Genomic DNA, 24,176 nt, shown 5'->3' with positions numbered 1-24,176 from the left:
CTTGCGCCCGCGGCAGAACCCGCGGCGGCAGACGACTTGCGAACGGAAACGAGCAGCGGCATGCACGGACCTTTCGCCAGGGACACCCCGCCCCGTCATTGGTTGGAAGGACGTTGCGGCAGGTCTCCTGGCTCTCGGTTCATCGCGCTCCGCCGCCTTCCCGGTACGCGACCAGTGGCGACGATGGCGAAGCGCTCGCCGATGACAGTTGCGGGGGCAGCTCCGGAATTCAGGCTGGCGGCCTGGCACCGGATTCCCTTTTAATCCCCGGACGGGGAACCGTTCAACGCCGGGAAGTCTAGTGGCCCGGGCTCCGGGCCGTCAAGCCGGATGACGCTACCGATAGTTGCCGGGTCGCCAGTTTCTACTACAGGTAGTATCCTGCTGCATCCCGCCGCCGCCCGGGCGGGGAGAATGGATGCGGTGCCGGCGAAGGATTCCACCCGGCGCGTTGCGCCCGGACACGCCAGCCGCCTCCTCGATCGCGGAGCCCTTCGCAGCGAAGCGGCGGGAGCGGCAGTGTCCTGATTCCAACCAACCTGGTCATTCGTCTTGGAAGCCCTGCGTCTGTGTTTCCTCTTCGCCGTGACGGCGCTGGCCGAGATCGTCGGCTGCTATCTGCCCTGGCTCGTCCTCAAGCAGGAGCGGAGCCCCTTGCTGCTGGTCCCGGCGGCGCTTTCGCTGGCCCTGTTCGCATGGCTGCTCACGCTGCATCCCACCGCCGCCGGCCGGACCTACGCCGCATACGGCGGCATGTACATCGCGGTCGCCCTGCTCTGGCTGAGATTCGTCGATGGCGTGCCGCTGACGCGCTGGGACGTCGCCGGGGCGGCGATCGCGCTCTTCGGCATGGCGGTCATCGCCCTGCAGCCGCCGGCCGATTGAGGCCGTAGCCTCGCCGCCGTCGCAGAGGTGGCATGGAAGGGGCGGCGGAAGCGCGCGGCCCGGATCAGCCGGCCTTGCCGCGGGCCGGCTTCCGTTTCTTGTCGCGTTCCCCGCGTGTCGTGCCCTTCACTGCCGTTCCCTTCGCCGCCGCGCTGCTGCGGCCGGCGTCCGCCTGGTCCAGCCACAGCAGGGCGTCGACGTAGGACATGAACTGCTCCAGGTAGGCCGGCGAAAGCTTGCGCATCTGCGTGAGCGAGCGCAGCACGAGGTGGTGCGAGTTGAGCGGGCCGGCGTTTTCGGGCGCGTGCGCCAGCGCGTGGGAGAACTGCCGGTCGATGCCGAGCTTCGACCAGGTGCGGCGGAAATGTTGCAGCGATTTCAGCTCGACCCGCGGCCCGTCGGCGGCCGGGGCGGGTGCGCCGGCCGGCGCGTGCCGCCCGGCATGGGCGAGCAGTTCGGCCAGCGGGCTGCGGCGGGCCCGGGCTCCCAGCGCGGTGAGCCGGCGACGCAGGGCGCCGAAATCGCCCGCCTCGCAGTCTTGCCGCAGCGCGTCGACGGCTTCCGGAAAGCGGTCCGCCGCGTGCGCGACGGCATCTTCGGCCTCGCGTCGGGCGCTGTCGAAGCGTTCGGCGTAGCCGGCGATCGCCGCTTCCAGCCTTTGGTCCAGCAGGCGCCGGACGTCGTCCCGCCGGGCTGCGGCCCGCTGCGCCAGGGCTTCGAGGAAGCGCAGGCCGACCGGATCGAAGCGTTCCGCGCCCCGCGCCCGCAGGGCTTCGAGCGGCGGCGCGGCGGGCGTGCCTTGCGGCGCGGCGTCCGGCGTGGCGCCGGCTCGGGCGGCTTCGTTCATCGGGGCGTTCCGTCCGCCCTGGACGACTTCGGCACCGGCGCCATCTCCACGCGCCGGTTGCGGGAGCGCCCTTCGGCGTCGGCATTGGAGGCCACCGGCTGTTCCGGCCCGAAGGCCGCGGCGAAGATCGACGAGGACGGGATGCCTTCGTCGATCAGGGCGCGGGTCACGGTCAGGGCGCGCTGGGCGGAAAGTTCCCAGTTGTCGGCGAACTGCCGGTTGCTGTCGTGCACCGGCCGGTCGTCGGTGAAGCCGCTCACCATCAGCATCTCGTCGCGGCTGCCGAGATAGGCGGCCAGCGGCGGCGCCAGGCTCTTCAGGAGTTGCCGGCCCTCGGGCTGCAGCGCGTCGGAGTTCAGCGCGAACAGCACGCTGCCGCTGATGCCGATGCGGCCGTCGTCCAGCGTCACGCGGCCGGCGGCGAGCGGCACGGCCAGGGCCTTCTCCAGCGCTTCGCGCCGCTGTTCCTCGATGCGGCGTTTCTGCACCTCGGCCTCCAGCGTGGTCGCCAGTTCCAACTGGACGCCGAGCACGCCCACCAGGATCAGCACGAAGGCGCCCAGAAGGCCGGACATCAGGTCGCCGAACACGGCCCAGACCGGCGTGGAATGCTCGATGCCGGCGTCGATCTCGTCCATCGTCACACCTCGCCGGCGAGCGAGGGCTGCCGGCCGGAGATCTGCTGCAGGTCGTCCACGATCCGCTTCTGCGACATCAGGCTCAGGTCGATGATCTCGCGCGCCTGGGCCACGTAGTAGGCGAGCTGTTCGTCGCTGCGTGCCATGGACTTGTCGAGCGCGCCTTCGACGCGCTGCAGCGTTTCCATCAGCTTGGCGCTGGAGTCGCCGAAGAGCTGCACCGCGAGCCCGAAAGCCTCGGTGAGGCTGGCCACCTCGACGGCGCCGCCGGCGACCTGGCTGGCCGCGTCGGCCATCTTCGCGGATTCCGCGTCGACGCGTTCGGCGAAGCGGCTGCCGGCGGTTTCGAGCGCCGCGGCGGAGGATGCCACCAGGGCGTCGATCGCCTCGCGCTGTTCCGTCGATGCGTGGTTGATCGCGGCGAGCAGCGCGCCCAGGGTTTCCATGATGCGGTTGCGCTCGGCCAGCATCTCGTTGTCGCGCGCGATGCTGGCGGACAGTTCCCGGCGCAGTTCACCGATGACCTCGGCCGCGGCGCGCGGCGCCTCGGCGGCGGTCTGCATGAGCCCGGCCATCTGCTCGATCGTCCGGCCGGCCTGGGCCTGCGCGGCGGCGGCGATGTCGCGGGCGGTGTCGTCCAGCGCCTCGCAGATTCGTTCCTGCTGGGCGCGGGCGTGTTCGCCGGCCTGCTGCCATTCCTGCCGCAGCGCCGCGGTCATCGCCGCCAGGGCTTCGGTCTGCGCCGCCAGCCGGGCCTGGTCCGCGGCGGCCAGTTCGGCGCGCAGGGCGGAGGCGGCTTCGCTCGCCCCGGCGAGCAGCGAGGCCGAACGCTGGCCGAAGGTCTCGGCGAAGGCGCCGAGGGCGGCGCGCAGTTCGGCGTTCAGCGTGTCGCCGGCCTGCTCGTGGCGGGCCAGCGCCGCCGTCCACGTGCCGGACACGGTGTCGACCGCCGCGCCGAAGCGCCGGGCGATGCCGTCGAGCTGCGTCCCGACGGCTTCCGTGAGGCCGGCGTGCAGCGCGCGGGTTTCCTGCGCCATGCCCGCCGTCGTGGCCGCCAGTTCCGCCCGCAGGCCGGCATGGGCGCCTTCCACCGAGGCGAGCAGCGCAGCCGAACGCTGCGCGACGGTGTCGGCATGGGCCGTCAGCGTGTCCTGCAGGCTGCGGGCCACGGATTCGCTGCTGTGTTCGTGGCGGGCCAGCGCCGCGGTCCAGGTATCGGATACGGTGGCGACGGCGCCGTCGAAGCGTGTCGAGAGCCCGTCGAGCTGGGCGGTGACGGTGTCGGCCACGCGCTGCTGCAGATCGGCCGTTTCCCGCGCGATGCCGGCCATGGTGGCCTCCACCGCCGGCCGGATCGCGTCGCCGGCGAGGCGCGCGCTTTCCGTCAGGCTGTCCCCGAGCGACTTGCCGACGGATTCCGCCAGCCCGGAATACGCCTCGCGCGCGTCCTGGTAGAAGCGCTGCTGCTCGGTGAACAGGCGCTCGTTCAGTTCGCGCTGCTGGCGTTCCATCTGCGCCATCATCGCCTGCAGCGTGCCCACCACCTCGGGCAGCGCCTGCGCCTGCTGCTGCACCGCCCTGAAGGTTTCCTGGCGTTGATGGGCGCGCGAGAAGCCGCGCAGATCGGTGGCGATCTTCGTGTCCAGCAGTTGCGACGCCTGCAGCCGCGCGCGGCGGCACAGGGCCGACATCAGCCCCAGCATGGCGGAGGCGGCCACGCCGGCCACCGAGGTGCCGAAGGCCACGCCCAGCCCCTTCACCGGGGCGGAGAGCGCGGAGCGGATGGCGTGCAGGTCGGTGGTGCTTTCCAGCGCCACCACCGCGCCGTTGAGCGTCACCACCATGCCGAGGAAGGTGCCGAGCATGCCCAGCAGCACCAGCAGCCCCACCAGGTAGGGCGTGACCGCCGGTCCGGGCAGGGCGGCGCGTTCGCCTTCGAGGCGCAGGCGCACCGGGTTGCGCAGCGATGGCGGCAACCGGCCGAGCCAGTCGCCCGGTTCCGGCAGGCCGTCGGGGATGTTCGCCAGCGCGCGTTCCAGCGCGGCCGTGGCGCGGTGGAAGCGCAGCAGTTCCACCGCACCGGCGACATGGACGGCGCCGATCAGGGCCGTCACCGCCAGGGCCAGCGCACTGTGGCCGATGTAGCCGGCGCCCACCCAGGCGACGGCGAGCAGGCCGGCGACGAAGGCGGCCACGCAGATGCTTTTGTTCATTGCTGCTTTTCTACCTCGTTGTCGAGTGCCTCGATCAGCCCCGCGACCGGCTGCAGGCGCAGTTCCAGCTCGGCCAGCAGCACCGCCCGCATCTCGCCGCAGAACCGCGCCAGCCAGCCGCCCGGCTCCATCCACCGGGCCGGATCGTCCGCCGTCTCCGCGTCGGCCCGTGCCGCCCGGTGCGCCTGGAACAGGCGCTCAAAGCGCCCGGCCAGCAGCGCCGGCACTGTCGCCAGCAGGGTGCGCTCCCGGTCGGCCAGGGCCTGGTCCATCGCCGCATCCAGGGCGGCGAGCCGCGCGAGGACGGGCGACTGCCGGGACAGCGCGGCCCGCACCGTGGCCCGCAGCGGGCCGACGTTCGCGTTCATGTCGCGCTGGTGCGCGAGATAGTAGCGATGGTAGGGGCCGAAGTCGGACGCGCTCTCCACCGTGTCGTGCGGCAGCGGGGCCGGCAGCGCGATGCGCGCCTTGCCCGGGTTCTGCACGCCGTCGATGGTGATCGATTCCGCCAGCGTGCCGCGCACGCGCGCGAACGCCTGCCGCGCCGGTGAGGGCGCGGCGGCCGGCGCACCGGATTCCCCCGCCGCCGCATCGAGGGCGGAGTACAGCGACAGCGCATGCGTGAAGTCCAGCCAGTCGCCCAGCCGCTCGGCGAACGACTGCCGCGCCTCCGCGACGTCCGCGACCGCGAGCCCGGACAGGAGGCGAACCAGTCCGGCGCTGTTGAAATGCGTGCGCGGAAGTCCTTGCGCCATAAGAAAGTTCGGGGCCGGATCGGCGAAAAAGGCGCAAGGCTACTACAAAGCGGCGGCCGGGTCAGCGGTGGCGGGAGCCTTCGGGTGGGAGATCGTCGCGCTCCCTTCCCGCTCCGTTCGCCTCGTCGATCAGCCATTGCCTGACCGCCGCGGCGGCCGGCCGCAGGGGCAGCCTGCGGTGGTGGACCACGTAGTAGCCCTGGGAGAGCGGCAGCGCGTGCGCGAAGGGTTCCACCAGCGAACCCGCGGCCACTTCCGCTTCGACCAGATGCGGGCTGGTCATCACCACGCCCTGTCCCTGCCGGGCGGCTTCGATGGCCGTCAGGCTCTGGTCGAAGTGGATGCGCGGGATGGCGTCGATCCGGGCATCCGGAAGGCCGCTGCAGGCCCGCAGCCAGGCGGGCCAGTGCGGCTGCAGCGTGGTCACGAGCAGGGTGGCGCGCGTGAGGTCGTCCGGCACGCGCAGGTCCAGCGACGCGAGGTAGCGCGGATTGCCGTACGCGCGGCCTTCGTCCTGCAGCAGCAGCGTGGCGTCCAGGTCGGGCGCCCGGCCGTCGAAATAGCGGATGGCGAGGTCGATCGGCTCGCGTTCGAAGTCGATCACCTGCGGCGTGGCGTTGAGGTGCAGTTCGATGGCCGGATGCCGCCGCAGCAGGCCGGCCATGCGGCGGGTGAACCATTGCGCCGCGAAGCCGGGGGGCATGGACAGCGACACCGCCATGCTGCGGCTGTTCCTGAGCTTGTCGCTGGCATCGACGATCTGGGCCAGCGCCGGCTGGATGCGCTGCCAGTAGGCCAGCGCCGCTTCGGTCGGCTGCACCTGGCGGGTCCGGCGCACGAACAGCGCCACGCCCAGCCATTCCTCCAGCTTCTGGATCTGCTGGCCGACGGCGCCGGGGGTGACGAAAAGCGCTGCCGCGGCAAGAGAAAAACTGCCCGTCCGCATCGCGGCATCGAACGCGACGAGCGCTTTCATCGGTGGATGGCGATTCATGGAATAGAAAATCTACGGCATGGCCCATATTAGATCGTTTGTCGGCGGCGTGCCGGGCCAGCACAATCGGCCTCGTCTTCCACACGGGGTGGAGCCATGTTCCACACCCTGCGCCGCCCGGGCGTGCTGGCGGTCGCTCCATACGAGGGAGTCTGAACGATGACAGAACCGCACTATCTCGACGACCTCGCGGTCGGGCAGAAATTCGGCTCCGGCCGTCTGGCGATCGATGCCGGGGCGATCTGGCGCTTCGCCGCCGAGTTCGACCCGCAGCCCTTCCACCTCGACGACGGCGCGGCGCGGGACACGATCTTCGGCGGGCTGGCGGCCAGCGGCTGGCATACGGCCGCGCTCACCATGCGGCTGCTGGTGGACGGCGAGTTCCGGCCGGCCGGCGGCATCGTCGGCGCCGGACTGGAAGAACTGCGCTGGCCCCGCCCGGTGCGCCCGGGGGACGAGCTGCGCGTCGAAAGCGAGGTGCTCGAAGTCCGGCCGTCGCGCTCCCGGCCGGAACAGGGCATCGTCCGGGTGAAGGTCACGACGCTGAACCAGGACGGGGAGGCGCTGCAGATCTACGTCGCGAGCCTGGTCGTGCGGCGCCGGCCGTAGGGGCCGCGGCCGCGGCGGCAGGGGATGCCCCGGACGTGGAGGGCGTACCGGGGAACGCCGGGGAGGCCCATCCCCCCGGCGTGTTCCGATGGCCGGCCGGCGGACCGGCCTGCCGGCTTCAGGGCGCGTCGCGCCGCTTCAGCCCCTGCAGGATGTGCCGCGCCAGCGCCTCGTAGTCGCCGTCGAAGTGATGGCCGCCGGAGGTGCGGATGAGTTCGAGGCCGTTGCCGACCTGCGGGCATGCGGCCTCGTCGTCGTCCTCGCCGTAGAAGCACTGCACCCGCTGCGGCTCGATGCGCCGGACTTCGGGCAGGGTGGGCAGCGCACCGCTGCCGTGCTGCCGCAGCCAGCCGGCGACGGTGACCTCGAAATCCGCCGTCGCCGAGAAGCCGAGCAGCGACAACTGCGCCACCGCCGCCCGGTCCGCGGCCGCGAGGCGGTTGTACAGCGCCGGCAGCACGTCGGCGCCGAAGGAAAAGCCGATCAGCGCGACCTTGTCCGCGCCCCACTTGCGGCGGTAGGCATCGATGATGCGGCCCAGGTCGTGCGCGGCCTGTTCCGGGCTGCGGTGCGTCCAGAAATAGCGCAGCGCGTCCACCCCGACCACCGGCAGGCCGTTGCGCTGCAGGATCGCGGCGAGCGACTTGTCGAGGTCGCGCCAGCCGCCGTCGCCGGAGTACAGCACGGCGAAGGCGCCGCCCGGATGGGCGACGGGAAGCTCGACCAGCGGCAGGTCGGCCACGCCCGCCGCCCCGGCCGGCGGCAGCGGCGCGGGCAGGGCGTCCAGCAGGGCGGACAGGGGCGATGCCTGGGGGGCGTCCGCCAGCTTCGCGTCCGGATGGCGGGCGGAGAATCCGGCCGCCTGCCGGCGGACGGGCGCCGTCGCCGCAACGCTGAGCCGGATGTCGACGCCGTAGGGCAGCCGGCCGGCGGGCAGGTCGTAGGCCGGCAGATCGTGCGGCGGCGGACCGGCGGGGCGGGGCGCGTCGGTGCACAGGGGCTTGCGGCCGGGCAGCGCGGGGTCGGGGTCGACCGCCAGCACGCGGTCTATCGTGGCGGTGGATGCCTGGCCGGCGACTTCGAGCGCCATCGTGCCGCCTGCCCGCATGCCGGCGAGCACCGGGAAGCGGTAGGCCGGCGCGCCCGCCTCGCGCTGCGCCTGGTGGCTGGCGGCCTCGATCTCGCCGATCAGCGTGGCGCAGGCGTCCCGGCTCGCCGCCATGCGGCGCAGGGTGGCCGCGAGGTCGATGCCGATGACGATCTGCCCGCGTCCGGCGAGCGTGGTGGCGATGCCGCGTTCCGCATCGCCCCAGCCGTCCGCGCCCGAGAACAGTACGACGGTGCCGGTGGGCGCGGCGCGGGGGAGCACGATCTCGGGCGTGCCTATGGTCGCCTGCGCCGGCATCGCGGCGCGGGCCGTGGCGGCGCACAGCAGCGCGGCCGCGGCCAGCAGGTGTCTGCGCAGGCTCATCGTCCGCCCGCCTTCTGCCCGTTGTTCGTGCATGTGCCGTTCATTTTCCGATCACGCCCTTGAGTCCGCCGCCGATCAGCACGGTGATGTCGGTCAGCGCCAGCATGGGGTTGATGCCGCCGCCGACGGCAAGATAGCGCGGCTGCCATTCGGGGCGGAACTTGGCCTTGAAGGCGCGCAGGCCGGAGAAGTTGTAGAAGCGCTCGCCGCGCTCGAACACCGCGCGGCCCACGCGGTGCCACACCGGCGCCGCTTCGCTCGCCGACAGGCCCGACAGCGGCGCCATGCCGAGGTTGAACGAGGCGTAGCCGGCGGCCTTGAAGTGCAGCATCAAGCGCGTGAGCAGGACTTCCATGACGCCGCCGGTGATCTCGGGGACGAAGCGCATCAGGTCGATGCTGGCCTCGTCGCGGAGGCCCGTCAGCAGCAGGTTGGCGAAGGCCACGATGCGCCCGTCCTGCGTCAGCACCGCCACCGGCTGGCCGCGCAGGTAGGCGGGGTCGAACGCCCCCAGCGAGAAGCGCTTCTCGCGCACCTTGTGATGCGCCACCCAGGCCTGCGACACGGCGGCGAGTTCGGCCATCCGGCCGGGCACCTCGTCCGGCGGCAGGATGGCGAATTCGAGCCGTGCGCGCTCGGCGCGGTTGAGTGCCTGGCGCAGGCCTGCGCGCCGGGCGCCCTTCACGTCGAAATCGGCCAGCGGCACCCGTGCTTCCTCGCCGAGCTTGAAGGCCATCAGCCCCGCGTCGGCATACAGCGCCAGCGAATCGGCGCCCACCTGGTAGAACACCGCGCGGCCGCCGGCGCGGCCGGCCATCTCGACGAAGCGCCAGACGAGTTCGGGCCAGCATTCGCGCGGGCCGACGGGGTCGGACAGCGCAACCCACGAGCGCCCCTGCCGGCCGTACATGATGAAGGCGCGCCCGTCGGCCGAGAACAGCAGGCTCTTGTCGCCCATCGCGGCCAGGCAGGCGTCGGTGCGCGGCTGTGCCGCGACGATGCGCATCGCCTGGTCGAGCGCCTGGGGCGTGGGCGGCGCCGTCGTGCCCGCGAAGGGGCGCAGCAGCAGCCAGCCGGCGCCGAAGCCCGCCGTCAGTATGATGCCGACCATGGCGCGCAGGCTGCGCGGTGCCTCGCCCGACAGTTCGAACTGCCACCACAGCTCGTGCGTGTAGGCGACCTCCTTGTAGACGAAGAACAGCAGTGCGGCCGCGGTCACGAGCAGCGTGCCCATCGCCGCCAGCCAGCCGGGCGACAGTGCCTGGTGCAGCAGCGAGGCGGGCCGCGAGAACACCCGGCGCGAGGCCACCAGCGCCAGCAGCAGCGTGGCCAGCAGCGCGATCTCTCCCGCCGCCATGCCCTTGGCCATCGACAGCATCATCGACAGCGGCACCAGCACCATCGCCAGCCACCACGCGCCGTCGAGCCTGAACACCAGCCCGCGCGCCACCAGCAGCAGGACCACGCCGAGGACGCTGCCCAGGAAGTGGGCGCCTTCGACCAGCGGCAGCGGCGCCCAGGCCCAGGGCGGGCCCGGCGGCGTCACGCCGGAGAAGATCAGCACCGCACCCAGCACCAGGGTGAGGGCGCCGATGGCCGGCGGCGCCATGCGCGTGGCCGCGCGCAGCGCCAGGCGGGCGAGCGGGCTTGCCGCCACCCGGCGCATCTCGAGGATGGAGATGGCGAGCACCGCCAGCACCAGCGGCACGACGTGGTAGATCACGCGGTACAGCACCAGGGCGCCCAGCACGGCGTCGAGGCCCGCGCGGTCGCCGAGGCCGGCGACGATCACCGTCTCGAACACGCCCAGCCCGGCCGGCACGTGGCTCAGCACGCCCAGCCCGACGGCGACGGCATAGAGCGCGATGACGGCGGGCAGGCTGACGCTGCCCGCCGGCAGCAGGACCCACAGCACCGTCGCCGATGCCGACACGTCGACCGCGGTGGCGAGGAACTGGCGCAGCATCAGCCGGCGCGACGGCAGGCGCCAGGCGCGGGCGAAGAGGGTCACCGTGCGCCCCGCGCCGGCGGTGAGCACGAGCCCCGCCAGGGCCGCCACCACCGCGGCGCCGAGCCATTGCAGGCCCGCCGGCGGCAGCGGCAGGCGCGCGAATTCGCCGGCCGCCGCCACCATGCCGAGACCGGCCACGCCGGCCAGGCCCAGGCCGAAGGCCACGGTGACGAAGGCGACGATGCCGGCGATCTCTTCCGGCTCCAGGCCCTGGGAGGTGTAGAAGCGGTAGCGGATCGCCCCCGCGGTGAGCGGCCCGAAGCCGACGGTGTTGCCCACCGCATAGGCGCAGAAGGAAGTCAGCGCCACCACCGGCAGGGGCAGCCGGCGGCCGACGAAGGCCAGCGCCCCGAGGTCGTAGAGCGTCAGCGCGGCGAAGCTCAACGCGGTGCAGGCCAGCGCCGCGAGCAGGGCGGCCGGCCCGATGCCGGCGATGGCCGAGCGCAGGTCGGCGTACGACACGTCCGACGCCAGGTGGCCGACCGCGAACCAGGCCAGGATCAGCAGCAGGGCCGCGACCACCGGCATGGCGAGGCGGCGCAGCACCTTCGTCCGCTCCGCGAATGCGCTCCGCCCGTCGTCCGTCGTCGTGTTTTCCTGCATGCGGTCATCCTCCGCGTGGTGGTCCGCTCCGCCGGGCAGTGCGCGGCGGACGGGTTGCTGTCGCGGTATTGGGCTGGCGCGCAGCGGATCGCCTGGGCATGCATCCCGGAGAGGGAAGGGTAACGACATTTTCATTGTTGCGTGGCCTCGTCGCGTGCGCGGCCTCCATCGGGCCGGACAGGGTTGCAGCGTAGATGCGTGCGACTTAACGCAGGCTTAAGGCCGCATCCCGGCGCGGATCGTGCCGCCGCGCTTGTCGCGGCCACGGCGCATGCAAGAAAATGACGTGCCGCTGCCGCGAGCCGCCCCATCCTGTCCATCAGCGCCGGAGCCCCGTCCATGCACAAGCGCGACACCTCCCTCACCACCGATCAGAAGGCCCTGCAGGTCAATCTCGACAAGTACAAGTACGGCTCCATCGTGGAGATCGGGGCCGGGCAGGAGGTGGCGCGCCGCTTCTTCCAGGTCGGCGCCGCCGCCGGGACCGTCGCCAAGACCATGTCGGCCTACGACATGGCGGTGAGCGACGACATCTACGGCCACGTCGACCGCTACGTCAGCCGCGCGCGGCTGCTGCAGATGCTCGACAAGGAGTTCGACCAGGTGGTGGCGCGGCTCGCCCACGTGCGGCCGAAGAACACCACCTTCTTCGCCTACGCCGCCACCGTCACCGCGCGCAGCTTCAAGCAGAAGAACGAATGCCACGGCTGGGTCGGCATCCGCCTGCAACTGCACCCGGGCGCCGCGCCCAGCGACGTGATCCTGCACGTGCGCATGCTGGACAACGACAACGCGCAGCAGGCCGAGGCGCTCGGCATCCTGGGGGTGAACCTGATCCACGGCGCCTTCTTCAACCACCACCATCCCGAATGGGTGATCGAAGGGCTGGCCGACGGGCTGGGCTCCGAGCGCATCGAGGTGGACCTGATCCACTTCTCCGGCCCCTACTTCGACGAGGTCGAGAACCGCCTGATGAACCTGCACCTGATCCGTAGCTGGCTGACGCGGGCGGTGGTGTTCAACCCGGCGGGCGAGGTCGTGGTGCCGGGCGAACTGTTCTACCGCAAGCCGGTGATGGTGATCCGCGGCAGCTTCAAGCCGGTGACCTGCGTCAACGTGGACATGATGACCGCCGGCCTGAAGCAGTTCAGCCAGCTCGCCGCGGTCGACCAGGACGAGATCGTGTCGCTGGCCGAGATCACGATGAATTCGCTCATCAGCGGCGACAACGTCGATGGCGCCGACTTCCTCGCCCGCATCGACCTGCTCGCCTCGCAGGGCTACACGGTGATGATCTCCGACTACGTGCGCTTCTTCCGCCTGCGCGCCTACCTGCGGCGCTACACGCAGAAGCCGATCGGCATCGTGCTGTCGGTGCGCGACTTCGGCTCCCTGTTCGACGAGAAGTACTACGACGGCCTGGAGGGCGGCATCCTGGAAGCCTTCGGCAAGCTGTTCCCGGACAACACCCACGTCTATGTGTACCCGTCGCGGCCCAGCGGCGGCGGCGCGGAACTGGTCACGCTCGACAACGTCGAGGTGCCGCCCAACCTGCGCCACCTGCTGGCCCACCTGGTGGACAACTGCAAGCTGCTCGCGGTGCAGCCGCTCGACGACAGCCACCTGCACATCGACGTGGCCGAAGTGCTCGCCGGCCTGCGCCGCGGGCGCGGCGCGTGGGAGAAGGACGTGCCCGAACCGGTGGCGCAGCGCATCGTCGGCGGGCGGCTGCTGGGGTATGACACCGAGTAGGGCGGGGCTTGCGGCGGGTTGCCGCCGCGGCGCGGTCAGTACGTCTGGATCGCCTGCCGCAGGCTCAGCGCCTCCTTCAGCATCTCGGCCAGTTCCCGCTGCCAGGCGGCCCGCAGGTCGAAGCGGCTGACCATCCACAGGTCTCCCGGGGTGTCCGGGCGGTCGGGGAGCACCGGGCGGAGGTCGGGATGGCTGGCCGCGGTGACGCTGGGCATGACGGCTACGCCCATCCCCAGTTCGCACATGCGCGCGAGCATCAGCATGCTGTCGGAGCGGCTGACCACCCTCCCGTGCAGCCCGAGTTCCTCCCACGTCAGTTCGCGGTAGGCGAAATTGTGGTCGCTCGAGGGAAAGCCCAGGTTCATCGCGAGCAGGTCGTGGCTGGCCGACTCGGGGCGTATTCCGCGGGCGGCCAGCCGCGCGAGGTAGTCCCGGCTGGCGTAGGCGTTGAGCCGGAGATCGCCGATCTTGCGGATGCGCAGCGAGCCGCCGTTGCGCAGCGGCCGGGCGAGGCGGATGGCGATGTCGACCTGCTCCTTCTCGAGGTCGACGAAGTGGGATTCGGTGGTGATGTTCAGGACGATGCGCGGGAACTTGCGCTGAAATTCGCAGAAGGCTTCGCTGAACAATTCGGCGCAGACATCGAGCAGGGTGATGGAGATGACGCCGGTGTTTTCCTGGCTCGAACTCGAGAAGGCGCGGGCGGCTTCTTCCATGCGCAGCGCGGCGCCGACCAGTTCGACCTGGTCGGGCGCCGCTTTCGAGCCGTGCTCGGTGCGCACGAACAGGGTCCGGCCCATGCGCTGCTCGAGCGTGCGTATGCGCCGCCGCAGGGTGGAGTCGTCGATGCGCTCCATCTCGGCGGCAACCGCGTAGTCGCCGTGGCGGTCCAGCGCGAGAAAGGCGCGGATCAGGTCCCAGGGAAGGTTGTTCGCTCCGTCGTCGTCCATCATTGGGCCTGCGCCGGGTTGATCTCATTGCCGCCGGACATGGCCCGCTCCATCACGGGAAGCGGATCGCCACCGCGCCGCCGGCCGCCCGCGTGCGGCAGGCCACCAGCCAGCCGTCGGCGACGTCGTCGTCGTCGAGCACGCTGTTGCCCAGGCGCACGACTTCTCCGCTGACGAGGCGGCACATGCACGACGCGCATTCGCCCGCGTTGCAGGCGTGGGGCACGTCCAGGCCGGCATCGAGCATCGCGCTCAGCAGGGATTCGCCGCCCTTCACCGGCACCGTCGCGGTGCGTCCGCCGAATTCTACGGCGAGCGTGGACGCGGGGGCATCCTCCCCGCCACCGGTCTCGTCGTCGCCGTCGGGCGGAGCGCCGAAATCCTCGCGGTGGATGTGCGAGGCGTCGAACCCCGCCCGCGCGAGCGCCTCGCCGGCGATCCGCATGAACGGTTCCGGCCCGCACACGTAGGCATCCCGGCCGCGGCGGTCCGCGGCGAACGACGCGAGCAGTTCGGCCGAGGGCAGGCCGTCGTCGGCGTCGTACCAGTATTCCAGTTCCAGGCGGTGGCCGTGCAGGGCGCGCATTTCCTCGAGTTCGGCCACCAGCATCGCCGACTCCCGGTCGCGGTTGGCGTAGAAGACGGCGGCCTCGCCGCCCGCCGCCAGTGCCTGGCGGGCGAGCGAGATGACGGGGGCGATGCCGCTGCCGCCCGCGAACAGCAGGGCCGGCCCGCCGGGCCGCCGCAGCGTGAAGCGCCCCGCCGGCGGCAGCACGGTGAGGGTGTCGCCGGCACGTGCGTTGTCGCATATCCAGTTCGACACCAGGCCCCCCGCACGCGGCGCACCAGCACCTCGAGCGGCGCCGCGGGAGCGCTGGTGATCGAGTAGCACCGCCAGCGCCGCGCATCGGCCGGCCCGGCCAGCAGGGTCAGGTACTGCCCCGGCCGGAAGCCGAAGTGCCCGGCCTGCGCCGCGTCCAGGCCGAAGCGCAGCAGCACCGCATCCGACCCCTGGGGAACGACGCCGGAGAGCGTCAGGGTATGAGCCCGCTTCATCCGTCGGCCCTCAGAGGAAGAACGAGTTGTTGCCCTGCGGCTCTTCCGGATCGAGCAGATTCACCTGCTTGAGCGCCAGCCGCAGGGTGCCGTCGACGCGGCGGACGACGAATCCGTACCAGCCGGCCAGCATCCGGGACCTGCCGGCGCGGGATTCGGCGACGAGGAAGTTGCAGCGCGCGTGCCATCCGCCGTCGCCGCCCGGCGCGGCCCAGACTTCGAGGCCGCCGAGCTGGCGCGCCGTGCGGGACGCCGGCAACTGCGAATAGGCCAGGCCAGTGCCGAGGCGGGCGATGCGATCCATCAGCCGCCGGCGGTCGTGGAATTCCAGGGTGATCTGCAGGCGCGGATCGCCCGCCGGCCGGGTGGACGGAATCCAGTACGCGCACTCGGGCAGGTAGAGATCGAGCCAGTCCGCGTAGGCATGCTGGTCGAGCAGGCGCGATTCGACGGTGAGCAGCCGTCCGACCTCGTCGTGCAGGGCCGCGTCGGCGCCGGCCGCGCGATCGGGCACGGCGGCGGCGAGATCCGCCGACACCTCGCCGAGCCACCGGTAGAAGGCGTCGTCGACGTAGTGCGAGGGAGGCTGGTAGCGGGATGCCGCGCTGGCCGCGGCCGTGTTGTCCGTGTTCATTGCGGGATCCTCGATTTGTTCGCCTGCAGCCTGGGGCTCGCCGCCATCAGGCGCTTCCAGTGCGCGTAGTACATGCGCAGGTGCAGCTCCGACGTCACCGGCCCGACGATGCGGCCCAGGTCGTCGCCGGCGTCGGCGCCCGTCTCGTGGTGGCGGCTGATGTCCACCCATTCGTCCTCGGGAAAGTTCTCCAGGCCGCGCTGGCATTCCTCGAAATTGCCCGCGTCGTCCATCTCGCCCAAGATCGGAAAGTCTTCCTGGGTGCGCATGCGCATCGTATTCAGCTCGGCGTCGGCATCGCGCCGGCAGGTCGCATGCCAGTGCATCGTCGTGGCGCCGGCATGCCGCGGCTGGATGACCTGGATCTGGTTGCCGATGAGCAGCAGGTTGGGAAAGATGTTCAGGTTCATCCCGGCGCCGACCGCGCTCTCGAGCACCCGCTTGACGTCCTGCTCCGGGACATTGGCGCGGACGTGGGCCTCGAACACCTCGCGGCCGGGCTGCGGGCGCTGCTGTTCCCAGGCCGAGTTGCCGTACATGTCGGGGCGCTGGTCGATGACCGTATGGCCGTTGCCCAGCGCGTAGAGCTTCATGCGCGAGCGGTCCGCGTCGGCGAAGTACGACATGTCGCCGCCGCCGTAGCGCGCACTGGTCATCTGCAGCAGCGACTGGTGCGAGAAGGGCACGTGGTAGCCGTCGCCCGCGTTGTCGAACACCATCTTCCAGTTGCATTCCAGGTGGAAGCGCTGCGCGCCGGCGACCACGATGTTGCCGGCGCCGCCCTGGTGATCGATCCACGCGTCGATGAAGCGCGCGGCGGCCCCGAGGTGCTCTTCCAGCGGCGGCGCGTCCGGGTTCAGCGTGGCGAACACGAATCCCTTGTACGAGGCGACCTGGGCGGGGCGGGCGAGGTGCATGTCCCGCGCCTTGAATTCCGGCCCGTAGGCCGTCTTGCCGGGGATGCCGAACAACTGGCCGCGCCTGTCGTACTTCCAGCCGTGGTAGGGACAGGTGAAGCCCGACGCGCGCCCGGCCGGCTCGCGGCACACGGTGGCGCCGCGGTGCGAGCAGCGGTTCGCGAAGACGTGGATGGCGCGGTGCTCGTCGCGGGTGACGATGACTTCGCGTGTGCCCATCCAGGCGCGGCGGAAATCCCCCGGCTCCGGGATCTCGCTCTCGTGCAGCAGGAACACCCAGGTCGCCGCGAAGATGTGGCTCATCTCGCGCCGGAAGATGGCGGCGTCGGTATAGACGCCGCGATGTACGCGATGCGGCTGGATCAGGAAGTCCAGCGGCGGCAGGCCGGGGGCCTGCGGAAATTCGGTATTCATGGTGTCACCATCGGATCGTGATTCGGTAAGGCGCCGTGCCGGGCGGAACGGCGCGTGGAGGCCGGCTCACAGCCGGCCCTGCGCCAGCAGGCGCCGGCCGAGCGCGACCATGCCGTCGCGCTGCAGCGGCAGTTCGGCTTCGCGCTCGACCGCCTGCCATGCCTGCGCCGGGAAAAGCGGGCGATGCAGCGGCATGAAGTGCGACTTCAGCGCATGCGCGCTCATCTCCGGATGCCCCTGGATGCCCAGCACGCGGTCGCCGACCAGGAAGACCTCGTGCGGGATCGAGGCGGACGACGCCAGTCCGACGCCGCCCGGCGGCAGGTCGAGCACGCATTCGCCGTGGCTGGCGACGATCGCCGCGGGCTGTGCCGCCTCGGGCCAGCGGGAGGCGGCGTCGTTCCATCGGATCGACTCCACGCCCAGGCGGAAGCCGCCGCCGGGATTGCGGCCCACCTTGCCGCCGCCGGCTGCCGCCAGCGCCTGGGCGCCGAAGCAGATGCCCAGCACCGGGCTGCCGGACGGCAGCGCGCGGTGCCGCAGCCATTCCAGCAGGCGCTGCACGGGCGGCGTGTGCGCATCGTCCATCACGGATTTCTCGCTGCCGCTCAGGACGTAGCCGTCGTAGCCGGCGGCCGCCTCGGCGAAGTCCGGGTCCGCCGGCGACAGAACGTTCCACTGCTCCCCTTCCCCGGCGAAGCACGCCAGCAGCATGTGCTGGAACTCTTCGCCCAGGCGTTCGGAGCACGATACAAGTGCAAATCTTTTCATTGGCCGTCTCGCCTCCTGCCCGCGTGGCGTCCGCCGGTGCGTCCGGCGAACGCCCGCCGCATCACATCAGTTCGAAATACTCGCGGTGTTCCCACTCGGTGACTTCGTCGGACGCGGCTCCCGCCTCGCCTTCGGCCGCCACGAAGCGGTTCCACTCGCTGCGGCGCAGGTGCAGCCAGTAGTCGATGAACTCGCCGCCGAACGCTTCGCGGTACATCTGCGAGCCGCCCAGGGCGTCGAGTGCCGCCGACAGGCTGGTCGGCAGGATGGTCACGTCGGCGGCGTAGGGGGTTTCCTGGAGCGGGCCCGGATCGAGGTGCCGGCGGATGCCGTCGAGCCCCGCGAACACCTGTGAGGCGAGGTAGAGGTAAGGGTTGGCGGCGGGTTCGCCCACCCGGTTCTCGACCCGGCTGGCCGGGTCGCCGGGGGCGGAGATGACCCGCGCCATCGCCGCGCGGTTGTCCATCGCCCACGTCACGCGGTCGGGCGCGAGCGAGTACGGCCGGCGGCGGCGATAGCCGTTGACCGTCGGGGTGGTGAAGCTGGAGGCGGCACAGGCATGCTCGAGCAGCCCGCCGACGTAGGCCCTGCCCAGCGCCGACAGCGGCTCGCCCTCCTGCGGGATGAACCGGTTCTGCCCGCTCGCGGTGTCCACCAGCGACTGGTGCAGGTGCCAGCCCGAGGCGTAGAAGCCGGGAATCCGCGGCTTGCACATGAAGCTGGCGAGATGGCCGCGCCGCCGGCAGATCTGCTTCACCGCGCTGCGGAACAGCATCATCGTGTCGGCCAGTTCCATTCCGGCCATGACGTCGAACGTGGTCTCCATCTGGCTGGGCGCCCACTCGTCCTCCATGCTGCGCAGGGGCATGCCCAGGGCGAGCAGATGCTGCCGGACTTCGGCCATGATCGGCTCGACCTCGTCCAGGTGGTTCTCCAGCAGGTAGGAGTAGCCCTTGGCCACCGGCATGACCTTGGGCGGCGCGGCGGGGGTGCCCGGGCCGCCGATGGTCTCGGGGTCGAGACAGGGATCGACGATGCGCGTCAGATACCACTCCACCTCCAGGCCGGCCCTGATCTCGTAGCCCGCCTCCGCCAGCTCCGCCAGCGCCTTGCGCAGGATGGCGCGCGGGCTGAGGGAAAAGGGGCGCCCGCTGCGCATGTACAGGTCGGCCAGCATCCAGCCAGTGCGATCGGCCCACGGCAGGACGCGGAACGTGGCTGGGTCCGGCACCATCACCACGTTCGGGCTGCCCGCCAGCTCCGACGAACCGAAGCCGCCGCCGGCTTCGAAGGGGTTGAAGACGATGGCGCTCGCCGTATCGAAGAAGAAGGGCGCCATCGTGATCTCGGAACCGCTCGCGAACGCCGACTTCAGCGCGGAGACCGAAAGCATCTTGCCGCGCAGCAGGCCGTACTGGTCCGACCACGACAGGCGCACCATCTGGATGCCTTCCTTCTCGATCCGCTCCAGGACCTCCCGCGCGGCGGCCCGCTGCGCGTCGGTCCACAGGTTGTGCTGCTCGATGAATCTCTTGCTCATCTGATGTCTCCTCATGTCTCTTCTTTGTTGGGGCGTCGTGTGCAACGCGCTCAGAATGTAAAAGGTGCCGTTTTTTTGATGAAGATCAAAACTGCGACTCCGGATTGCAGATATGCGAATCCACGGAGGTAGCGGCTGCCGGGGAGGGCGGGCATGTGATCCGATCGTTCTTGCCGTGGACGAAAGGGCTCCGGATGGCGTATGGTTCGGTTTCCATATTTCGATATTATTCAAATAATGGAAACATTGAACGCAGCCGAACTCCTTGCCGCGCTCGGCCACGAGACCCGCCTTTCCATCTTCCGCCTGCTGGTGGAAGCGGGTCCGGACGGGCTCAATGCGAGCGCCATCGGCGAACGGCTGGGCCTCGTCCCGGCCACGCTTTCCTTCCACCTGGCCCACCTCAGCCGGGTCGGCCTCATCGAGGGCGAGCGCGAAAGCCGCTTCATCCACTACTCGGCCAGGTACGACACGATGGACGAACTGATTGCCTTCCTCACCAGCAACTGCTGCCAGGGCAATGCCTGCCTGCCCAAGGCAGAAGGCTGCAGCACCATCGACAAGCGTCGGACCACCGCCACGAAGGACGCCCCATGACCGCACCCAGGACCGTGCTGATTCTCTGCACCGGAAACGCCTGCCGCTCGCAGATGGCCGAGGCCATCCTCAACCACGACCTGGCTGGCCGGGTCCGTGCGCTGTCGGCCGGCACCGTGCCGCAGTCCAAGGTGGCCGATGGCGCCATCGAAGCGCTGAAGCTCGCGGGACTGCCGACCGACGGCCTCCATCCGAAGGACATCGATGCCGTGCTGAACGAACCCATCGACCTCGTCGTCACCGTCTGCGACAACGCCAAGGAGAGCTGCCCGGTATTCCCGCGCCCGCTGCCGCGCATCCACCTGCCGTTCCACGATCCGCACGGCGAGCCGTTGGAACGCTTCGTCGCGGTGCGCGACGACATCCGCGCCCGGCTGCTGCCGGCGGTCCGCGAGGCGCTGGGACTGTGAGGAGGCATCATGTCGGTCCAATGTGAAGTGACGGCCAAGGTGGCGGCGGGTGCGCCGATGAGCGTTTTCGAGCGCTACCTCACCGTCTGGGTGTTCCTGTGCATCGTCACCGGCATCGCGCTGGGGCAGTGGCTGCCTGGCGTGTTCCAGGCCGTCGGCCGCATGGAGGTGGCCCGGGTCAATCTGCCGGTCGGCCTGCTGATCTGGGTGATGATCATCCCGATGCTGGTGAAGGTCGATTTCGGCGCGCTGCACGAGGTGCGCGAGCACGTGCGCGGCATCGGCGTCACGCTGTTCGTGAATTGGCTGGTGAAGCCCTTCTCGATGGCCTTCCTCGGCTGGCTCTTCATCCGCCACCTGTTTGCGCCGATGCTGCCCGCCGACCAGCTCGACAGCTACATCGCCGGCCTGATCCTGCTGGCGGCGGCGCCGTGCACGGCGATGGTGTTCGTCTGGAGCCGGCTCACCAACGGCCATCCGCTGTTCACGCTGTCGCAGGTCGCGCTCAACGACACCATCATGGTGTTCGCGTTCGCGCCACTGGTCGGCCTGCTGCTGGGCATCTCGGCCATCACGGTGCCGTGGGACACGCTGTTCACCTCGGTCGTGCTCTACATCGTCATCCCGGTCGTGCTGGCCCAGATCTGGCGCAGGCGGCTGCTGGCCCAGGGGCAGGCCGCGTTCGACGCGGCGATGGAGCGGATCGGCCCGTGGTCGATCGCGGCGCTGCTGCTGACCCTGGTGCTGCTGTTCGCCTTCCAGGGCGAGGCCATCCTGCGCCAGCCGCTGGTGATCGCGCTGCTCGCCGTGCCCATCCTGATCCAGGTGTTCTTCAACTCGGCACTCGCTTACTGGCTCAACCGCGCCGTCGGCGAGAAGCACGACGTCGCCTGCCCGTCGGCGCTCATCGGCGCCTCGAACTTCTTCGAGCTTGCCGTGGCCGCGGCCATCAGCCTGTTCGGCTTCGAATCGGGCGCGGCGCTGGCGACCGTCGTCGGCGTGCTCATCGAAGTGCCGGTGATGCTGCTGGTGGTGCGCGTCGTCAATGCATCCAGGGGCTGGTACGAAGCCCGGTGAGCCGGCAAGGCGCGGGCGTGCCGGCGCAGCGCTTGCCGGCGCGCAGGAATCGCCGGCCCGTCCCTTTGCGCGTCCCGATCTGCGCAATGCCAGCCGGGCCGATTTGCGCACCCCCGTGTAGCCGTCTTCTGAAAACGGCAGCCGCGGCGCTCTACGGCATGGCGTGCTGCCGCGCCGCGGCAGGGGGCGGCGCGGATGCGGCCCTCTGGCCGGCCGCCTGGAGTGCGGGGGCGGAGGTTTCGTGCGCGTCGGCGATGCCGGTCACGATGAGGAAAGCGAACACCACGCAGGCGTGCAGAAGGATGCGGCTCCAGCCGGGCAGTCGGTTGTGCGGTGCCTGCATGTCGGAAACTCCTCGAGAAATTCGGGGCCGCGTCGCATCCGGTCCGGGCGGGCGGAACCGCGGCGCGCGGGCGCCATGCGGTTCCCGATGGGCCGGCTGCCGTGGCCCGGCTTGCTCCCGGAAGAGCAGGAGAGGCCGGCCGCCGTGCGTGCCGGGCGCCGGGCGTGCGGAGAGGGGCGCATGCATCGCTTTCAGCCGGGTGGACGATGCAGCGGAACGACGCGGCCTTCTTCGGTCAGCCCGGAAACGGGATGGCCGAGGCGCAGGCGCGCGAAGAGCGCGAGCGAGGCGGCTTCGAAGTCGATGCATCGCCGGTTCCGCCTGCGCCGCAGGGATGTCGTCGACGGGATATCGCCTGGTCCAGTTGCTCGCATGATGTCATCAGCTCCCGATCCATGATGCCGGCGTCGAGACGACGCAGCAGAAGGCCCGCCTGGAAGGCGGCACGCGGACAGCCGGTGTCGAGGTAGCACGAGACGTGGGCCAGCACGCCGGCCAGCAGGCGTGTCTGCTCCAGGGTCGGGTCCATTGCCATGCGGGCACCTTTTTATTTGAGAATGATTCTTAATATCATGAAATCGGCTCAGGATGTCAAGCGCTTCGGCAACGGCCTGCAGGCGACCGCCTCCCGTCCGGCGTCGGTGCGCGGGGCATGGCGGACGCCGCCGTTGTACCGCCGGCCAAGGTGAGGTAGACCCGTTCCGTCGCGGTTCCGCGCATGGCTGCGGAGCCGGGCACCGCCATACATGACAGGAGGCAACCATGAGCAATCGCGATTCTCTCGGCGCATCGCCGCCGCCCACGGGACTGCCGGACGCGGGCGCGCCCCGGCTGCAGCGCATCGTCGCGCACACGGCGGAAATCGGCGGCGGGGTGCCGGTGAGCCGGCTGGTGCCCACGCGGCAGCGGCGCATGGTCGGCGCCTGGTGCTTCCTCGACCACGCCGGGCCGGCGCGTTTCGAGCCGGGGGCGGGGATGCGGGTGGGGCCGCATCCGCACATCGGGCTGCAGACCTTCACCTGGATGATCGAGGGCGAGATCCTCCATCGCGACAGCCTGGGCCACGTGCAGGTGATCCGGCCCGGACAGGTGAACCTGATGACGGCCGGGCGCGGCATCTCGCATACCGAGGAATCGCTGCCGGGCGAGCGCCGGCTGCATGCGGCGCAGTTGTGGATCGCGCTGCCGGCGGATGACCGGGACTGTGCGCCGGCCTTCGACCACTATCCCGATCTGCCGCTGTGGGACGAGCACGGCTGCCGCTTCACGCTGCTGGCCGGCCGCTGGGGCGGGCGGGAGTCCCCGGCGCGGCTGTATTCGCCGCTGGTGGGGCTGGACGTGCATGCGCCCGCCGAAACCCGCCTGCGGCTGCCGCTCGAACCGGGCTTCGAGCATTGCGTGCTGCCGCTGGAGGGCGCGGTGACGGTCGAGGGCGAGCAGTTCGGCGTCAATGAACTCGCCGACCTGGGCAGCGGCCGCGACGGCATCGACGTCGGCTTTGCCGCCGGCACCCGCGCGCTGCTGCTGGGCGGCGCGCCGTTCGGCACGGAAGTGCTGATGTGGTGGAACTTCGTCGGCCACGACAAGGCGGACATCGCCCGCGCGCAGCGCGACTGGGAGGCGGGCGGCGAGCGCTTCGGCCGCATCGAGGGCTGGGACGGCCCGCCGCTGGTGGCGCCGCCGTTGCCGTGGATCGGGGTCTAGCGCGCCGGGCGGGCGTCCTGCAGGCAACGCCCTGCGGGAAGGGGCGCCCGTGCCGGCGGGACGCGGACCGCCGCCTCTGTTAGCATCGCCCAGTGCATCCGCGTATGACCGGCGCGCACGGCCGCCGCTGACGGCGCGCCGCGCCCGGCGGCGGCGCGGCAAGGCAATCCCTTGGCACGACGACGTGCACAATGCCGCGGCCGCACGACGGCCCGGCGCGACGATCCCCATCCGGCCCCAGCATGAACGACAACCCCGACGCCATCGCCCCGGTCTATGGCGACCCCGCGACCCCCGCCGGCCTCTCCGCCCCCGGCATCCCCGCCTACCTGCAGAAGGTCTACTGGTGGGCCTACCTGCACCCCAACGCGGTGCGCGTGTTCGAGCGCGAATGGCTGGTGAACCTGATCCTGTGGGGCAACTTCCGCCGCTTGCGCGACGCGGCGCTGGCCGAGCTGGGCGAACGCATCGGGCAGCAGGTGCTGCAGATTGCCTGCGTGTATGGCGACTTCACCCAGCGCATCGCCGCGCGCCTCCATGGCGAGGGCCGGCTGGACGTGGTCGACGTGGCGCCGATCCAGCTCGCCAACCTGCGCCGCAAGCTGGGCACGGACGTGCCGGTGCGGCTGCACCGCCAGGATTCGAGCGCGCTGCAGTTCCCCGATGCGAGCGTCGATGCCGCGCTGCTGTTCTTCCTGCTGCACGAGCAGCCGGAGGACGTGCGCCGCGCCTCGCTGGCCGAGGCACTGAGGGTGACGCGCCCGGGCGGCAAGGTGATCATCGTCGATTACCACCGGCCGGCGCGCTGGCATCCGCTGCGCTGGCCGATGCGGCTGGTGCTGCGCACGCTGGAGCCCTTCGCGCTCGACCTCTGGCGGCACGACGTCGCGCACTACCTGCCGCAGGGCATCGACCCCGCCGCCGTCACCCGGACGACGGCCTTCGGCGGGCTCTACCAGAAGGTGGTCATCGTCCGCTGAGCGGG

23 protein-coding genes and 1 riboswitch are annotated in these 24,176 nt (G+C 71.0%); of the genes, 8 read left to right on the top strand and 15 right to left on the bottom strand.

Going from position 1 to position 24,176, the window contains the following annotated elements; genetic code table 11:
- Window positions 1-102 precede the first annotated feature (102 nt).
- Window positions 103-299: riboswitch (cobalamin riboswitch) on the bottom strand.
- 253 nt (window positions 300-552) lie between these two features.
- Complete coding sequence (locus CCZ27_RS15840; RefSeq protein WP_096449741.1) at window positions 553-885, top strand: YnfA family protein; 333 nt, start codon at window positions 553-555, stop codon at window positions 883-885.
- 64 nt (window positions 886-949) lie between these two features.
- Here the strand turns inward: CCZ27_RS15840 and CCZ27_RS15835 are convergent, their stop codons facing one another.
- From CCZ27_RS15835 to CCZ27_RS15815, 5 genes are all read right to left on the bottom strand, one after another.
- On the bottom strand, window positions 950-1,732 hold the full coding sequence (locus CCZ27_RS15835) for a DUF2894 domain-containing protein (RefSeq protein ID WP_096449739.1): 783 nt from the start codon (window positions 1,730-1,732) through the stop codon (window positions 950-952).
- Window positions 1,729-2,370, bottom strand: coding sequence for an OmpA family protein (locus CCZ27_RS15830; protein ID WP_096449737.1), 642 nt, complete (start codon window positions 2,368-2,370; stop codon window positions 1,729-1,731). The genes CCZ27_RS15835 and CCZ27_RS15830 overlap by 4 nt, the downstream gene beginning before the upstream one ends.
- 2 nt (window positions 2,371-2,372) lie before the next feature.
- Window positions 2,373-4,583 carry a DUF802 domain-containing protein gene (locus CCZ27_RS15825; protein WP_096449735.1) on the bottom strand — a complete coding sequence of 737 codons (2,211 nt, stop codon included), beginning with the start codon at window positions 4,581-4,583 and terminating at the stop codon, window positions 2,373-2,375.
- On the bottom strand, window positions 4,580-5,338 hold the full coding sequence (locus CCZ27_RS15820) for a DUF3348 domain-containing protein (protein ID WP_096449733.1): 759 nt from the start codon (window positions 5,336-5,338) through the stop codon (window positions 4,580-4,582). Before CCZ27_RS15820 ends, CCZ27_RS15825 begins: the two co-directional genes overlap by 4 nt.
- Window positions 5,339-5,399: 61 nt before the next feature.
- A complete protein-coding gene (locus tag CCZ27_RS15815) occupies window positions 5,400-6,314 on the bottom strand; it encodes a LysR substrate-binding domain-containing protein (protein ID WP_232516443.1) in 915 nt (304 codons plus the stop codon).
- A gap of 177 nt (window positions 6,315-6,491) precedes the next feature.
- Between CCZ27_RS15815 and CCZ27_RS15810 the strand changes: the two genes are divergently transcribed.
- A complete protein-coding gene (locus CCZ27_RS15810; RefSeq protein WP_096449729.1) occupies window positions 6,492-6,941 on the top strand; it encodes a MaoC family dehydratase in 450 nt (149 codons plus the stop codon).
- A gap of 118 nt (window positions 6,942-7,059) precedes the next feature.
- Here CCZ27_RS15810 and CCZ27_RS15805 read toward each other — a convergent pair whose 3' ends face one another.
- Both CCZ27_RS15805 and mprF read right to left on the bottom strand, forming a co-directional pair.
- Window positions 7,060-8,412, bottom strand: a complete 1,353-nt coding sequence (locus CCZ27_RS15805; protein ID WP_157748609.1) for a virulence factor family protein — start codon at window positions 8,410-8,412, stop codon at window positions 7,060-7,062.
- Between the two features lie 40 nt (window positions 8,413-8,452).
- Complete coding sequence (gene mprF / locus CCZ27_RS15800; RefSeq protein ID WP_096449725.1) at window positions 8,453-11,026, bottom strand: bifunctional lysylphosphatidylglycerol flippase/synthetase MprF; 2,574 nt, start codon at window positions 11,024-11,026, stop codon at window positions 8,453-8,455.
- A gap of 339 nt (window positions 11,027-11,365) precedes the next feature.
- Between mprF and CCZ27_RS15795 the strand changes: the two genes are divergently transcribed.
- Entirely contained in the window at window positions 11,366-12,778 is a 1,413-nt protein-coding gene (locus CCZ27_RS15795; RefSeq protein WP_096449723.1) for a nicotinate-nucleotide adenylyltransferase, read from the top strand.
- Window positions 12,779-12,813: 35 nt separating this feature from the next.
- Here the strand turns inward: CCZ27_RS15795 and CCZ27_RS15790 are convergent, their stop codons facing one another.
- The 6 genes from CCZ27_RS15790 to CCZ27_RS15765 form a co-directional block, all read right to left on the bottom strand.
- Window positions 12,814-13,731, bottom strand: coding sequence for a LysR family transcriptional regulator (locus CCZ27_RS15790; protein ID WP_096449721.1), 918 nt, complete (start codon window positions 13,729-13,731; stop codon window positions 12,814-12,816).
- A 49-nt stretch (window positions 13,732-13,780) separates the two neighbouring features.
- Window positions 13,781-14,551, bottom strand: coding sequence for a flavin reductase family protein (locus CCZ27_RS15785; RefSeq protein ID WP_157748608.1), 771 nt, complete (start codon window positions 14,549-14,551; stop codon window positions 13,781-13,783).
- Window positions 14,552-14,794: 243 nt separating this feature from the next.
- Window positions 14,795-15,418, bottom strand: a complete 624-nt coding sequence (locus CCZ27_RS15780) for an aromatic-ring-hydroxylating dioxygenase subunit beta (protein ID WP_096449717.1) — start codon at window positions 15,416-15,418, stop codon at window positions 14,795-14,797.
- On the bottom strand, window positions 15,415-16,749 hold the full coding sequence (locus CCZ27_RS15775; protein ID WP_096449715.1) for an aromatic ring-hydroxylating oxygenase subunit alpha: 1,335 nt from the start codon (window positions 16,747-16,749) through the stop codon (window positions 15,415-15,417). Before CCZ27_RS15775 ends, CCZ27_RS15780 begins: the two co-directional genes overlap by 4 nt.
- Window positions 16,750-16,815: 66 nt before the next feature.
- Complete coding sequence (locus tag CCZ27_RS15770) at window positions 16,816-17,520, bottom strand: glutamine amidotransferase-related protein (protein ID WP_096449713.1); 705 nt, start codon at window positions 17,518-17,520, stop codon at window positions 16,816-16,818.
- Window positions 17,521-17,581: 61 nt separating this feature from the next.
- Window positions 17,582-19,060 carry a glutamine synthetase family protein gene (locus CCZ27_RS15765; protein WP_198363145.1) on the bottom strand — a complete coding sequence of 493 codons (1,479 nt, stop codon included), beginning with the start codon at window positions 19,058-19,060 and terminating at the stop codon, window positions 17,582-17,584.
- 237 nt (window positions 19,061-19,297) lie between these two features.
- Here CCZ27_RS15765 and CCZ27_RS15760 point away from each other — a divergent pair, with 237 nt between their 5' ends.
- The 3 genes from CCZ27_RS15760 to arsB are packed head-to-tail and all read left to right on the top strand — an operon-like array spanning window position 19,298 to window position 21,144.
- A complete protein-coding gene (locus CCZ27_RS15760) occupies window positions 19,298-19,657 on the top strand; it encodes an ArsR/SmtB family transcription factor (RefSeq protein WP_096449709.1) in 360 nt (119 codons plus the stop codon).
- The gene (locus tag CCZ27_RS15755) at window positions 19,654-20,067 is read left to right on the top strand and encodes an arsenate reductase ArsC (RefSeq protein WP_096449707.1); all 414 of its coding nucleotides are present in this window, start codon (window positions 19,654-19,656) and stop codon (window positions 20,065-20,067) included. The genes CCZ27_RS15760 and CCZ27_RS15755 overlap by 4 nt, the downstream gene beginning before the upstream one ends.
- 9 nt (window positions 20,068-20,076) lie before the next feature.
- The gene (gene arsB / locus CCZ27_RS15750; protein WP_198363144.1) at window positions 20,077-21,144 is read left to right on the top strand and encodes an ACR3 family arsenite efflux transporter; all 1,068 of its coding nucleotides are present in this window, start codon (window positions 20,077-20,079) and stop codon (window positions 21,142-21,144) included.
- 151 nt (window positions 21,145-21,295) lie between these two features.
- Here the strand turns inward: arsB and CCZ27_RS15745 are convergent, their stop codons facing one another.
- Window positions 21,296-21,487 (bottom strand): hypothetical protein, encoded by a 192-nt coding sequence (locus CCZ27_RS15745; RefSeq protein WP_096449705.1) that lies wholly within the window; start codon window positions 21,485-21,487, stop codon window positions 21,296-21,298.
- A gap of 235 nt (window positions 21,488-21,722) precedes the next feature.
- Window positions 21,723-22,016, bottom strand: a complete 294-nt coding sequence (locus CCZ27_RS15740) for a hypothetical protein (protein ID WP_232516442.1) — start codon at window positions 22,014-22,016, stop codon at window positions 21,723-21,725.
- 233 nt (window positions 22,017-22,249) lie between these two features.
- Between CCZ27_RS15740 and CCZ27_RS15735 the strand changes: the two genes are divergently transcribed.
- Entirely contained in the window at window positions 22,250-23,191 is a 942-nt protein-coding gene (locus CCZ27_RS15735) for a pirin family protein (RefSeq protein WP_096449700.1), read from the top strand.
- Between the two features lie 242 nt (window positions 23,192-23,433).
- A complete protein-coding gene (gene rquA / locus CCZ27_RS15730) occupies window positions 23,434-24,171 on the top strand; it encodes a rhodoquinone biosynthesis methyltransferase RquA (RefSeq protein WP_096449698.1) in 738 nt (245 codons plus the stop codon).
- The last annotated feature ends 5 nt before the right edge of the window (window positions 24,172-24,176 follow it).

This window comes from Thauera sp. K11 (genome assembly GCF_002354895.1).
In the GTDB taxonomy this organism is placed as follows: domain Bacteria; phylum Pseudomonadota; class Gammaproteobacteria; order Burkholderiales; family Rhodocyclaceae; genus Thauera; species Thauera sinica.
Note: the sequence above shows the minus strand (reverse complement) of the source record. Positions and strands in the feature narration are given on the sequence as shown.

Coding starts and splice junctions, on each gene's coding strand:
- CCZ27_RS15835 (WP_096449739.1), bottom strand. CDS start 1,732: ATGAACGAAGCCGCCCGAGCCGGCGCCACGCCGGACGCCGCGCCGCAA.
- CCZ27_RS15830 (WP_096449737.1), bottom strand. CDS start 2,370: ATGGACGAGATCGACGCCGGCATCGAGCATTCCACGCCGGTCTGGGCC.
- CCZ27_RS15825 (WP_096449735.1), bottom strand. CDS start 4,583: ATGAACAAAAGCATCTGCGTGGCCGCCTTCGTCGCCGGCCTGCTCGCC.
- CCZ27_RS15820 (WP_096449733.1), bottom strand. CDS start 5,338: ATGGCGCAAGGACTTCCGCGCACGCATTTCAACAGCGCCGGACTGGTT.
- CCZ27_RS15815 (WP_232516443.1), bottom strand. CDS start 6,314: ATGAAAGCGCTCGTCGCGTTCGATGCCGCGATGCGGACGGGCAGTTTT.
- CCZ27_RS15810 (WP_096449729.1), top strand. CDS start 6,492: ATGACAGAACCGCACTATCTCGACGACCTCGCGGTCGGGCAGAAATTC.
- CCZ27_RS15805 (WP_157748609.1), bottom strand. CDS start 8,412: ATGAGCCTGCGCAGACACCTGCTGGCCGCGGCCGCGCTGCTGTGCGCC.
- mprF (WP_096449725.1), bottom strand. CDS start 11,026: ATGCAGGAAAACACGACGACGGACGACGGGCGGAGCGCATTCGCGGAG.
- CCZ27_RS15795 (WP_096449723.1), top strand. CDS start 11,366: ATGCACAAGCGCGACACCTCCCTCACCACCGATCAGAAGGCCCTGCAG.
- CCZ27_RS15790 (WP_096449721.1), bottom strand. CDS start 13,731: ATGATGGACGACGACGGAGCGAACAACCTTCCCTGGGACCTGATCCGC.
- CCZ27_RS15780 (WP_096449717.1), bottom strand. CDS start 15,418: ATGAACACGGACAACACGGCCGCGGCCAGCGCGGCATCCCGCTACCAG.
- CCZ27_RS15775 (WP_096449715.1), bottom strand. CDS start 16,749: ATGAATACCGAATTTCCGCAGGCCCCCGGCCTGCCGCCGCTGGACTTC.
- CCZ27_RS15770 (WP_096449713.1), bottom strand. CDS start 17,520: ATGAAAAGATTTGCACTTGTATCGTGCTCCGAACGCCTGGGCGAAGAG.
- CCZ27_RS15765 (WP_198363145.1), bottom strand. CDS start 19,060: ATGAGCAAGAGATTCATCGAGCAGCACAACCTGTGGACCGACGCGCAG.
- CCZ27_RS15760 (WP_096449709.1), top strand. CDS start 19,298: ATGGAAACATTGAACGCAGCCGAACTCCTTGCCGCGCTCGGCCACGAG.
- CCZ27_RS15755 (WP_096449707.1), top strand. CDS start 19,654: ATGACCGCACCCAGGACCGTGCTGATTCTCTGCACCGGAAACGCCTGC.
- arsB (WP_198363144.1), top strand. CDS start 20,077: ATGTCGGTCCAATGTGAAGTGACGGCCAAGGTGGCGGCGGGTGCGCCG.
- CCZ27_RS15745 (WP_096449705.1), bottom strand. CDS start 21,487: ATGCAGGCACCGCACAACCGACTGCCCGGCTGGAGCCGCATCCTTCTG.
- CCZ27_RS15740 (WP_232516442.1), bottom strand. CDS start 22,016: ATGGACCCGACCCTGGAGCAGACACGCCTGCTGGCCGGCGTGCTGGCC.
- CCZ27_RS15735 (WP_096449700.1), top strand. CDS start 22,250: ATGAGCAATCGCGATTCTCTCGGCGCATCGCCGCCGCCCACGGGACTG.
- rquA (WP_096449698.1), top strand. CDS start 23,434: ATGAACGACAACCCCGACGCCATCGCCCCGGTCTATGGCGACCCCGCG.